Annotated in this window: 15 protein-coding genes; 2 read left to right on the top strand and 13 right to left on the bottom strand. The window is 65.1% G+C overall.

All coding sequences use genetic code 11. From position 1 onward, the window contains the following. Window positions 1–284: 284 nt before the first annotated feature. The 11 genes from ACP7A3_RS20595 to ACP7A3_RS20545 form a co-directional block, all read right to left on the bottom strand. Complete coding sequence (locus tag ACP7A3_RS20595) at window positions 285–683, bottom strand: VOC family protein (RefSeq protein WP_161735185.1); 399 nt, start codon at window positions 681–683, stop codon at window positions 285–287. Between the two features lie 242 nt (window positions 684–925). Then, window positions 926–1,318, bottom strand: a complete 393-nt coding sequence (locus ACP7A3_RS20590; RefSeq protein ID WP_161735182.1) for a hypothetical protein — start codon at window positions 1,316–1,318, stop codon at window positions 926–928. A 199-nt stretch (window positions 1,319–1,517) separates the two neighbouring features. Beyond that, a complete protein-coding gene (locus ACP7A3_RS20585; protein WP_161735179.1) occupies window positions 1,518–1,892 on the bottom strand; it encodes a hypothetical protein in 375 nt (124 codons plus the stop codon). A 300-nt stretch (window positions 1,893–2,192) separates the two neighbouring features. Continuing rightward, window positions 2,193–2,876, bottom strand: a complete 684-nt coding sequence (locus tag ACP7A3_RS20580; protein ID WP_426257023.1) for a hypothetical protein — start codon at window positions 2,874–2,876, stop codon at window positions 2,193–2,195. After that, complete coding sequence (locus tag ACP7A3_RS20575) at window positions 2,873–3,067, bottom strand: hypothetical protein (protein WP_062126497.1); 195 nt, start codon at window positions 3,065–3,067, stop codon at window positions 2,873–2,875. Before ACP7A3_RS20575 ends, ACP7A3_RS20580 begins: the two co-directional genes overlap by 4 nt. A 1-nt stretch (window position 3,068) precedes the next feature. Continuing rightward, a complete protein-coding gene (locus ACP7A3_RS20570; protein WP_426257022.1) occupies window positions 3,069–4,766 on the bottom strand; it encodes an ATP-binding protein in 1,698 nt (565 codons plus the stop codon). 93 nt (window positions 4,767–4,859) lie between these two features. Further along, complete coding sequence (locus ACP7A3_RS20565; protein ID WP_024310655.1) at window positions 4,860–5,045, bottom strand: hypothetical protein; 186 nt, start codon at window positions 5,043–5,045, stop codon at window positions 4,860–4,862. After that, entirely contained in the window at window positions 5,042–6,316 is a 1,275-nt protein-coding gene (locus ACP7A3_RS20560) for a hypothetical protein (protein WP_426257021.1), read from the bottom strand. The genes ACP7A3_RS20565 and ACP7A3_RS20560 overlap by 4 nt, the downstream gene beginning before the upstream one ends. Next, window positions 6,313–7,518, bottom strand: coding sequence for a helicase HerA domain-containing protein (locus tag ACP7A3_RS20555; RefSeq protein WP_010408937.1), 1,206 nt, complete (start codon window positions 7,516–7,518; stop codon window positions 6,313–6,315). Before ACP7A3_RS20555 ends, ACP7A3_RS20560 begins: the two co-directional genes overlap by 4 nt. Window positions 7,519–7,534: 16 nt before the next feature. Beyond that, complete coding sequence (locus ACP7A3_RS20550) at window positions 7,535–8,089, bottom strand: hypothetical protein (RefSeq protein ID WP_066760064.1); 555 nt, start codon at window positions 8,087–8,089, stop codon at window positions 7,535–7,537. 11 nt (window positions 8,090–8,100) lie between these two features. Then, the gene (locus ACP7A3_RS20545; RefSeq protein ID WP_066760065.1) at window positions 8,101–8,769 is read right to left on the bottom strand and encodes a DUF7007 domain-containing protein; all 669 of its coding nucleotides are present in this window, start codon (window positions 8,767–8,769) and stop codon (window positions 8,101–8,103) included. 172 nt (window positions 8,770–8,941) lie between these two features. On the opposite strand from ACP7A3_RS20545, the gene ACP7A3_RS20540 reads away from it, so the two are divergent. Beyond that, the gene (locus ACP7A3_RS20540) at window positions 8,942–9,124 is read left to right on the top strand and encodes a CsbD family protein (RefSeq protein ID WP_426257020.1); all 183 of its coding nucleotides are present in this window, start codon (window positions 8,942–8,944) and stop codon (window positions 9,122–9,124) included. On the opposite strand, the gene ACP7A3_RS20535 is transcribed toward ACP7A3_RS20540, so the two are convergent. Both ACP7A3_RS20535 and ACP7A3_RS20530 read right to left on the bottom strand, forming a co-directional pair. Further along, complete coding sequence (locus ACP7A3_RS20535) at window positions 9,076–9,531, bottom strand: hypothetical protein (RefSeq protein ID WP_426257177.1); 456 nt, start codon at window positions 9,529–9,531, stop codon at window positions 9,076–9,078. The two genes, ACP7A3_RS20540 and ACP7A3_RS20535, sit on opposite strands and share 49 nt — an antisense overlap. A gap of 43 nt (window positions 9,532–9,574) precedes the next feature. Next, window positions 9,575–10,882: a hypothetical protein gene (locus ACP7A3_RS20530; protein ID WP_288248905.1), complete on the bottom strand. Its 1,308-nt coding sequence runs from the start codon at window positions 10,880–10,882 to the stop codon at window positions 9,575–9,577. Window positions 10,883–10,957: 75 nt separating this feature from the next. Between ACP7A3_RS20530 and ACP7A3_RS20525 the strand changes: the two genes are divergently transcribed. Continuing rightward, on the top strand, window positions 10,958–11,239 hold the full coding sequence (locus ACP7A3_RS20525; protein ID WP_426257018.1) for a hypothetical protein: 282 nt from the start codon (window positions 10,958–10,960) through the stop codon (window positions 11,237–11,239). Window positions 11,240–11,331: the final 92 nt, after the last annotated feature.

The following is an 11,331-nucleotide window of genomic DNA, read 5'->3' as shown; positions in this document are numbered from 1 at the left end:
CAACGCTTGATGGATTTTGGTTGGGCCCATCACTCGACGAAGAATTCCCTCAATCAACGGCCCGCCTGCGACCAGCAGCTTGAATGGGTATCTCGCATGTAAATGACCGCGATTGGCCGGTTGCGGAATTTCCGCATTTCGACAGAAAGTGCTGTCAGCTGCCTGTCCGCTTTCAGGCAAAGCTATAGCGTGCTCCCATGACCGTAATGGGGTGGAAAGCGAACATTCGCGGGATCGCATGATCGAAGTCCGCTAGTTTTAGAAGCAGACCCATGCTGGACGGATCAGGCAGGAAAATGAATTCCGCACAGTTTGTTGCCGTCGGGGTCACGAAAATAGGCCAGTTCGATGGTGCCCATGGAGGCAGTTTCGCGTGGTCCGGGCGGAGCTTCGATCGAGGTTCCGCCAGCGGCAACGGCGGCATCGTGAAGCTGCTTCACCTGCTCGGGCGAGTCGCAGGAAAAGGCGACCGTGCTGCCGTTGGCGACGCTTGCCGGTTCGTCGTTGATCGGCTGGCTGACGATGAAGTTCGTTCCGTTGCCGTTATTGTAGATCAGACGGATATGGCCGCTGTCGGCGATGTTCCGGGTCCCTTCCCCTGCACCCAGGGTACCGAGCACCGTGTCGTAGAAGCGCTTGGATCGCTCAATGTCGTTCGATCCGACCATGGTGTGAAAAAGCATGCATACTCTCCTGAAGGCTGATCGACTTCCGATCGCCATTGGCGGTCTCACCTAACAGGCACGTAGCACGCAGTCACTCCCGGCCCTATAATGTCCGCTATCGGTCTTTAGCAGACCGGCCGCTTTTTCGCGCTCGAGGCTTAGCCCAAGCGGAACAGGTGACCGCATTCGAGCAATGGAATTGAGGTCCTGGACGGCGACAATGGGCGCAAGGCGGGCTAGCCGCACGCGCTCCAAATCGGTCACCTGAATGGATGAGGTTGGAAGTCAGGCAAGCCTTCTACGCAGCGACCTTTGGCATCGTGACAGCCCAATGCATTGCTGACTTCTTGCCGCACTCGGTCGAGATCTCGACAAGGTGCCCCCATCTCCGCTTCTAGATAGAGGTCGGCCTGAGGAGCGAGCCGTGCCGCGTTCAACATCTTGGCAAAATCCCCATTCGAAACAGCGTAACCGTTCCAATAGAGCTGGCCGGCCCTGTCGAGCGTGACCCTGTTTCTGATCGTCTCGGCGTCCTGATTGAAATTTGGCCGACGCCAAGCCGCATCAGGCGGCGTGCAGGCGCGCGGCTCATTCTTCGCGCAACCGGATAAATGGGCGAGTGCGACCAACGAAATTACGAGCCCAGCCTTCATGCCGCGAACATGGCAGCGAAAATGTCCGCTTTCCACCCCATCATCATCGCCGACGGCTCAGGTCGGCGCGGGAGACCGGACCGGCAGGTTTCTAGAGCGTCAAATCGGCCACTGAACGACCAAGCAAGGTGCGCGGCTGAATTTCAGCGCACGCCCCTTTGCGCTCCTTCCATGCCACCGATTTGGGCAATCGCTTTGCCTAGCGTGACATAAAGCAATCCACGGCATGGCCACGATTGGGCGATACTCCAAAGCCGGAAGCCGACTTGAATATCAACGCGAAATCACCGTCAGGGTCAGGATCATAAGCGAGGAAGATATCGTCATCCTCAGCGACAATGGCAACCCGCCTTGGCACCGGCTTAGGGATGCTTCCGGGGAAGCGTCCGTCACCATCAATTTCGACGATATAAGGCTCGATCAAAGCCGCTCTCATCTCATCTAATTGCTGGGCAAACCATGCGGCGGGGAGAGCCTCTCCTAGCTGGTCAGGATTCGGGGCCGGTACAACGAAGGTTTCGATTTCCGTCACCACCAGCTGGCTCACATCGGCAAGAGAAATATGCGCGTCCATATTCTGGAATGTTAGCCGAAGGCGTTGCGGTAGCAAGGTCTGCTTCCTGGCGCGTAGATCCGCCCTTCAAACGACCGACTAGGGCGCGTAACAGACATTTCCCAATCTGTCGGCGCAACGATCAAGGCCGCATCAGCAAGTCCCGACGGGCAATGGCAAGTCAGTTTCTTCCGCTCAGCAAAGTCATTCCGGATGCCGCCGCGACGAGTCGCACCGCCTTCGGCGGTTGCGCTCGGGACAGTTGCAAAGTGCAGTAGCGCTTTGCAACTGTCCCGAGCGCTTCAATGGCCTCGGATCGTCTCAAACGGCGGATAATTTTGTAGCCCATAAATAAAGGGTTGCGGTGAGACGAGACACCATCTGCAAACATAAGAAGAAGCACGCCGATTTGGGTGGCACCGGCAGACCCTCGGCCTGGATGCGGGCGACGCAGTCGGGCCGGTCCCATCGCCATTCGCGCAAGGGGTACTCGCAGTCGTACAGCGGATCGTCGATCGACAGCGCATGGTTGGCGCGCGCGGTGTCGCGCGGTCCGGCGTCATAGCCGATCAGGCGAACGACGCGCTGCCCGCGCGCCCAAGCGTCGACCGCTGGTTGCCAGGTCGACAGGAATTTGTCCTGCGGCGCCTTCTTGTATTTGAGGCTGCAACTCGACCCGCCGAGCGACTTGCTCGGCAGCGTGGCATTGGTCAGGCACATCTCGAGGATGCCGTAATAGGGCGGCCAGTGCTTGAATCGCTTCGGGACATAGCTGACCAGCTCGAAACGGATACCGCGGTCGCGCATCCAGGGCCGGATCACGTCGAGATATTCGTAGGTCGCCGGTTTCTCGACCGAGGTATCGGCGGTCAGCACGAGGTCAGGCGCTTCGCCGCGCGCGTGCTTCTCGATCAGCAGCGCGGTGCTGTCGACGCCGATGCCGTAGGCCAGCACCACTGGTGGCGGCGGCGCCAGCGGCACGACCGGAACTGGCGCGCCGGTCATGGCGCCTCCTCCGGTTCTAGATAGGTGTCATAGGGCGCACCGGCAGACTCGATCCAGCTACCCTCCTCGTCGAGATTCTCGATCCGTGCGAGCAGCGCCGCCTTCAGCTGGCGCGCATCGACGTCGTGGCCCTTGTCGTCGTTCGAGACGAGGCTGAAGGCGAGCGTGTAGGCGTGGTTGTAGCGCGCCATGTCACGCGTCCTCCGCCGCGGCCTTGGGCGCGGCGGGAACCGCGCGGGGCGTGATCGTCACGTCGAGCCGGTCGCGATTGATGACGACGGTGACCGTCCGGTCCTCGGGGACGAGGAAATAATGCCCCGCCAGCTTGTCGCGAATGCGGTTCTCAAGCGCGGCATCGTCGCCTTCGAGCAGGCCGATGATTCGTTCGGCGGCATCGGCCTGGAAGCGCTCGAGCTGCGTATCGTAGCTGTCGGCATCGCTGTCGTCGCTGGCATAGAAGATCGCGCTTTCGAGGATGTCGGCGACGCCGAGCGCGGTGATTTCGCTGCCCCGGCGGACGAAGACGGACGTCTCGTCGACCGAGTTGCACGACCATTGGTCGGGTGCGAAGGCGACATCCGCGTCGGTCGATACCTCGATGAATGCGCCGGCGTGGCTCATCGTCGCCTCGAGCGTGATAGCCTCGACCCAACCGTTTTCCGCCTCGGCGGGGGCTTCGCGGCTGTCGGAGACGATGAAGGTGCGGTCGCCCTGGGTGACGCGGAACCGCATATCCTCGACACGGGCGAGGATATCGTACCAGCCATAGCCCTTGAACGCGTCCTGGGCCTCGACCAGCGGACCACCGAACGGATTATGCTTCGCGATCGCCGCCTGCGCGGGTTGGCCGATCAGCGCATCGAAGTCGGGCATCAGCACCATGCCGGTGTCGGTCACGCGTGCGCCGCTCTCGTAGTTGCGCGAGCTGTCGGCCGCATAGGCGGTCCATGCGAACAGATAGGGCTCGGCTTCGGGTGGTGCGATACCGAGCGAGCGCGCCTCGCGCCAGTCATGCGCCGACAGCCGGTGCGTCCCCGCGGCCTCGATCGCGCGGTAGATCGCGAGCCGGACCGCATCGCGCAGGGCGGCGATGCCGGTGTTCTCGACCACTTCCTTGCGCGCCGGGAGGACGAGCTGGATTTGCGGCGCGTCGAAGATGTCGACCCGCGCGATCCAGTGGCCGCCCCGGTCGACTTCCTGAACATACGGCAGGTCGCACGGGATGGTCAGCCCGTGGAAGTTGAGGCGTCCGTCGCGCGAGGAATAATGCGAGGGGTGTTTCTGGAACACGCCGATGCGCACGCCGTACCATTCCTCGACATGGACCGCGTCCTTCAGCCAGTCCTCCTGCGGAAGGACCGCGCCGTTCCAGGTCACGGGAACCGGATAATGTTTGGCGGCGCGGGCCACGTCGCGCTCGAGCGTCTTCAGCCACTCGTCGGGCACGCGCACGGTGATCGCGGTGCCGCGCATGATCGGATCGGGTTCGATCGCGATCGGGCGGCTCGTCTCCCACGCCGAGGCCGGGATATGCGCCATCCAGCCCTGGCGGTCGGGTTTCGAGAAGGAGCGGATGATGACGTCGCGGCCTGCGAGGCTGAACACGCCCATGCCGGCGGGATCTTCGGCGCGGCGCGTCTCGTCGGACCAGCCCGAGCGGCCGAGCGTGACGATGCTCACCGGATCGGCGATGCCGTGGCCGTCATCGGTGATGTGCAGGAAGTGCTCGGCGCCGGCGCCGTTCAGCGCGAGCGCGACGCCGGTCGCACCGGCGCGGCGCGCGTTCTGGAGGAGTTCGCAGATGACGTCGAACGCGGTATTGTTGAACAGGCGCGTGACCTTGGCGATCGTCTCGGGGGCGACCGCGGTCGCGATGGTGGCGGGAATCATGGGAGTGCGCTCCTGGAAAAGGGCTCAGGCGTCCGTCACGCCTTCCCTCCCCGCTCCCTCTCTCCTTCATCGGCGCATCGGGCCGAGCCCTGGTCAGCCTGCCTTGCCGTCGCGGAACGCGCCGACCACGGTGCCCGCGTCCCAGTGACCGCTGAGGATACCGCGACGCGGGACCGAGTTGATCGCATAGCGCCGCGCCGCGAGGAGGCGGGCACGCCGGGTGTCGCGGTCGATCGGCGCGCCGGTTGCGATATCGCGGGCGAGGCGAAGCGGCGTCATGGCTTTTCCTCATCGATTGTGCCGGGGATGGCAACATGGTCGGTGACGCCCGTTCCCGAAGGATCGAACGCGATAATTTCGGCGAGCGTCCAGGGGGCTGCGCGGCGCGGGCGACGCGAGAAGCGAAGCTCGTGCTTTTCGGCATATTTGTGGACCGCTGGATATTTGCGGCCGATCGCTGCCGCAACATCAGGCAGCGCGACGCCGAAGTCGTGCGCGATGCGCAGCGCCCGGATCTCCTCTTCGGTCCATTTCCGGTGATAGCCGTGGACAAGGCCGAGGATGTTCGCGCGCGTGAACAGCGAAGCCTTGGTGCGACCCATCTTCGTCGCCAGGGCGTCCATCGGCATCGTGCCGTAAAGGTCGCGCAGCCTTTCCAGATCATTGTCGCTCCACACCGGCCCGCCCCGGAACCCGTCGCGGTTGGCATGTGTGCCGCGCAACCCGAGATAGTCGGCGCGCCAGCGGATAGAGCATTTCGTGCGGCCGAGCCTGGTCGTGAGCGGGGTCAGGCTTGCCCCGTCGGCATAGGCGCGGATGAGCAGTGTGTCTTCGTCAGGGGTCCAGTTGCGGCCCCATCCCCGGCCATAGCCGAGCTTGCGCAGGTGCGGCCCGAAGCCAGCCTTGGTCCTGCGCGGAAAGCCCTCTGTGGCGAGAATGTCGATGATCGCGATATAACGAAGCCCCTCCCCGGCCAGCGTCAGCGCCCGCGTCGCCTCGGCCTCGGTCCAGTCAGCGGGCTTGTTGGGATGGCGCAAACCGAGCGCGTTGGCACGGGTCGCGGTGCCGGACAGCGGGCGTCCGATCAGCGTGGCGATCTGTGCGATCGGGATCGCCTGCGCGTAGCCGGCGCGCAGCTGGGCATCCTCCCAGTCGCTCCATTTTGGAGGATTTCCTTCGGTCAGCCCGAGCACGCCCGCGCGGGCATAGACGCTGGTGCAGGCGCGGCCGAGATCTCCAGCGAGATCGGCCGTGGGGCGAAGGCCATATTCGCGGGTGAGCCATGCGTCTTCGTCGGTCGACCACGGACGCGACGAATTGCGGCGCAGGCCCAGTTTGGCGATCTTGTCGCGCACGCCGGCGCGGCCGCGACCGAGCGCGGCGACGATGTCGTCGATCGCAGCGTCGTCGCAGAACATGCGTTCGACCGTGGCGATCTCGTCGGGGGTCCAGGCATCGTGCCGGAACGGCATCTCGCGCAGGCGCCCGCACGGCTCGGGCAGCTTCGGACACGCGACCAGCTCGACGATATCGGGCGCGAGGTCGGTCACAGCGACACCACGGCGACGTCGCTCAGCCGCGCGCGCAGCCGTGCATGCAGGCGGGCGATGCGGTCGTCGCCCTTGGGCATGGTGTCGACCGCGGCGATCGCCGACAGGAGGTTGAGCGCGCGGTCGGTGCGCTCGGCGTCGAGCGACAGGTGCCGTGCGAGGTCGCGCGCGGTGCTGGCGTTGGGGGAGATGCGCTTCAGCGCGTCCATGATCGCGGCCGCGTCGGTCGCAGCGGGATCGAGCAGGAACGCGTCGAGCGCGCGCGTGCCCTTGAGGGCGATGGCGGGGCCGTGGTCCGCGACCTCGGCCAGGCCCGCGAGATCGAGCAGCTTCGCCGCCTCGTCGGCATCGACGGACGCGGCGGCACGCAGTTCCGGGGTCTTGCCGAGATGTTCGGTGATGGTGGGATCGATATGCGCCAGCACCGGGGTTGCCGACAGCGCCGGACCCATCGCGAAGAAATCGCCGGGGGCGAGGTTGCGCAGCAGGTCGGCGTCACGCGCGGGAAAGCCGAGCAGGTCGGCCGCGCGCGCGATGTCGCGGTCGAAGACGTTGAGCCCGACCAGCACGTTCTGCAGCTCGGACACGACCGAGGTGGAGAGCTTCGCGAGGCGCTGGGTGGCGATGACGGGGGCGAGACCGCGCTTGCGGCCGCGCGCGCACAGGTCGGTCAGGGTGGCGACGCCGAGCCGGCGGGCATCGGCATCGAGCGCGGAACCGGCGACATGCGGTGCGAGCAGATGGCCCTCGTCGATGCACACCAGCATGGTATGCGCCCAGTCCTCGCGCGGTGCGCCGACCAGGCCGGCAAAGAACGCGGCTGCCTTGATGATCCGCTGGTCGGGATCGAGGTCGGTGAGGTCGATGTGCATCGACAGCCGATGTCGCCGGCTGCGCGTCGCCGCGGCCGTCAGCCCGTCGGCGGTGAGTTCGACCGCGCGGATCGTGGTCGCGCCGATATGGCGGGCGAGGTTCTCGAATTCCCCCTCGGGGTCGACGATCGCAAGCGTCGTATAGTCGAACGCCTCCTCGATGATCCGGCGCAAGGTCCTGCTCTTGCCCGCCCCGGAGCTGCCCTGGATGAGCAGGCGTCCGGCAAGCAGGCGATCGAGGTCGAGGCTGAGCGTGCCGGTCGAATGATGGCCGAGCGGTACGCGATTGTCCGCGGCCTCGGGCGCGCGAATCGGGGTGACACAGGTCATGGCGTGGTCCTCCGGGTCAGGCGGCGTCGGCATCAGGGGGCGCCGGATCGTTGGCTGGGATGGCGGGAGCGTCGGGATCGGGAGCGGGCGCACCATCGAGCGTCCGCCATTCGAGCATGTCGTCGCTTTCGCGCTCGCAGTCCTGGCAGGTGGTGGAATCGTAGGTGCTGAGCAGCACCCAGGCCTGTTCGGGCTCATCCCAGGCCGCGACGGCGTCCTTGGTGACGTTGTCGCTGCCGCAGTCGTCGCACACCGGCTTGACCCGGGAGGCGGCAGGCGAGCACAAGCGATCCCCGGTGCAGATCGACCAGTCACCGTAGAATTTGCCGTCGTAGGGCAAGCAGTCGCCGGCGAGCTGAATGGCGTGTTCGCCGTAGCCGTCGTGGAAATGAATTTCCGTATCCGGGAAGAACTTTTCCAGGACCGCCTCCGCGCCGCGGATCTTCACCTCGCTGCCGTAGGTGGTATGGACATAGTCGAGCGGGCCGATCGCGGGGCCTTCGCAGCCCCAGCTTTCGACGTCCTCGTCGGGCGTGGCGCGGCCGTGGAACAGATAGAGATAGACACTCATGGCGTGTCCTTTCAGCTGGTTGGGAGGAGATGCGCGAGCGCGCTCGCGTCGACCTGCTTGGAGATCGGAGCGGTGCTCTCGACGCGGACCGCGCCGAGACTCTGGAACGTCTCCGGCATCTGGCGGCGTTCGTAGCGATCCTTGTCGACGAGACCGTGGATCGGCTCGCCTTCGTGGCGCGCGAAGCCGAGCGCATCGACGCTGACGACACGGCGGAAGACGCAGCCGACCTTGCCCTCGGGCACCCAGTCCGCCCAGGAGCCTGAGGCCGAGACGCTTTCATACTGGCCGATGACCGCCTGATAGGCGGCGCGGCGGCGAACGACATGGCTGTCGTGGATCGACACCTCCTCGCCGGTCAGCGCGGTCCAGCGATCGGGATGCCAGCAGCGGACCGAGCGGCGCGCATTCTCGACCTGCAGGGCGATGCCGGGAATGGGCAGGCGGCGAAACTCGCTGCCAAAGCCGTACAGCACCAGCGCATAATCGACGTCTTCCTCATAGAAGGGATCGTCGCGGCGCAGCCCGTCGGGCATCGCGGCCTGGCGTTCGTCCGACAGGACATAACCGCCATGACTGGGCGTCCACACGCGCCAGATACCGGGGAGCACCTGGTCGGCGCGATCGGGCGCGTCCCAGGGGGTCGTGTCGGGCTGGCGGCTGGGCTGGAACGGGGTCATCTGTCGTCTCCCTCAATGGAATCGACAGATCCCCTCCCTCTCTCCTTCATCCGGTCGCCCGGATTGCCGGCGGCGGGCAGGACCGATCATGGTGCAGCCGTGGGGGGCAGCGCGGAACGCGGCCACGCGCAAATTGTTATCTATCCCGACAATTCACGACAGGAGATCAATCATGGGCGAAGCGACTGACAAGCTGAAGGCGGCGGGTAACAAGCTGGCCGGCAACGTCAAGGAAGGCATCGGCAAGGCGACCGACAATGCGAGCCTCGAAGCCGAGGGCAAGGCCCAGAAGCTGAAGGGGTCCGCTCAGGACGTGAAGGGTTCGGTCAAGGGCACGCTCGGCGGCGACATCTGACGCTCGACCTTCGATGACACGATCGGGCCGCTTCGGGAAACCGGGGCGGCCTTTTCCTTGCGCGGCGGGAATGCGGGATTTCGAGCGCCACCTTTGAAGATCGGCTTGAGACTGCGCGGGCGATCGGCGAGCCGCGCCGCGACCACGGTCATCCAGATCGCATCGCACCCCGTCGACGGCCTCGCGCCCCGTGCCTGATTGCAGCGCAGATGCTTCAGCAGGCCGTTCGACAGTAATCGTCGTCCACCCGCGCTGCGCAGCGTGACATGGTCGAATGTCGGGTAATCGGGATGATAGCGGACGAGGTGCCGGGGACTCGGCAGGGGCATTCCGCATCCGGCGCATAGCGACGACTGCGCCCAGCGCAGGATCCGCCGCTGGTTTCTGGCCTGGGTGGTCGATGCCATGACGCGAGGATGATGGCCCTCGATTAAATTCCTGTGAACGACGTCATCCGATGTGCAGCTGGTCGAGCACGGCGGCCTCGAGCCTGTCACCTTCGAGATCCTCGGCATGGATCGTCACGACGGGGGCGATCTCGCGCAGCTTTTCGACCTGACGCAGTTTCAACCCGAGCGTGTCGGCGTCATCGCCGGTGACGACTTTGAGTGCCGCCTCGATCACCTCGCCGGTGGTGAAGTCGCGCAGGTCGAGAAGAAGGTCTGGACGCATCTCCCCGATCAACGTCGCGATATCGAACAGGAGCCGTTTGAAGCCGACGCCGATGCCGCGCCGGCGAAGCCGGTACTGGAGATCGAGCAGGCCGACGATCGTCTTGCGCTCGGCGAGATTGTGGATCGCGACAAAGTTGGCGGGGCGCGCGATCGGCTGCGCATAGGCGCGCAGGCAGGCATAGCCCTCACGCGGGTTGTGCTCGCCGACGACGGCCAGGACCAGATAGGGTGGCCCGATGTGGCGCTGATGGACGCCGATGTGGCGGATGCGGTTCTTGACGATCAACTCGCGCCCTTCGGCAAGCGTGATGGTCGAGCCGGAGACGTCGATCGCATAGAGCAGGAGGAAGGCCTGCGGGGCGTGCTCGGTCGGCCATTTCTTCGCCGCTTCGCGCAGTTTCGCGAATACGATGCCGCGTTCGTAGGGGTCGATGTGGGTGTAGAGATGGCGCGCGAGCGGGATACCCGGTGCGATCTGGACCCGTTCGGCCGCGGCGCGCATCGCCGCGAATTCGCTCGCCATCGACGTGGTGCGCGGCTCGCCGACCTCAAGCGGCTCGACGACGTTGACCTGCGCCATTTCCATCAGCTGCCACAGCAGCCGCGCGAGGCGCGGGATCGCGACGCCGCGGGTGCGATCGTCGGGTTCGCTGTCGTCGGGCAGCTGCGCCAGTTTCTCGGGGGCGAGCCGGTGCGCCGAGAACAGCCCGTCCGGCTCGTTGATCGTGCGCGGGGTGGCGGTCGCTTTCTCGCGGATGCGGGGCGGTGCCTGCTCGCGGAAGAAGGGGCAGTCGACGTCATGCTCGGGGCGACGCTGGCGGATACTGGTAAGGCGTCGCAGGTAATAGGTTTCGGCTTCGGAGAGATAGGCCGGCGAGAGTAGCGGCGGGTCCGTCCCCTCCCCCAGGCAGTCGCAGGCGATCCACTGGTGATGGTCGCGTGCCTTGACCACCATGATGACCGACGCGCGGTGATCGCTGTCCTCGCCTTCGCCGGTATACCAGCGCACCAGCGCCTCGCGCACCACGTCGGGGACGGGCGAGCGGGAGGTTAGACCCCGGGTATCGCGCGGGACGAGCCACATGGTGGTGATGCTACTCCATAATGCTTGCCTTGTCGCCTTTGTTCACGTTACGTTCAATGAACAAAGGAGCTGGCCATGAAGCGTTCGGAATTTATCGGAGAGTTCGACCTCGACGCGGTGCTCACCGAATTGTCGGTCGATCTGGATATTCGCGTCACCCGGCGCATGCTCGCCGGAGCGTGCATCGGCAGCAATCCGGAGGATGCGTATCTCTCGGCGCGCGAGTTGCGGGAATCGCTCGAATGGATTCATGAGGGCGAGAACGAGGGCAAGGTCAAGCTGACCACGATCCTCAGCACCGCGTGCGACGATTTCCAGCGGTGCCTCTATTCCCACATTTCCCAAGTAAGGCGCTGATTTCGCTGTCCTGACCATTATATTTCCTATATAAAACATGGTGTTGAAGGCTGCGAGGGGCGCGTTTCATGGATCACCCAGAGGGTGCGGGC

Origin of the sequence: Sphingomonas sp. DC5200-1, from assembly GCF_049897245.1 — a bacterium.
GTDB classification, from domain to species: domain Bacteria; phylum Pseudomonadota; class Alphaproteobacteria; order Sphingomonadales; family Sphingomonadaceae; genus Sphingomonas; species Sphingomonas aquatilis.
The sequence above is the reverse complement of the archived record's forward strand: the minus strand, read 5'-3'. Positions and strand labels throughout refer to the sequence as shown.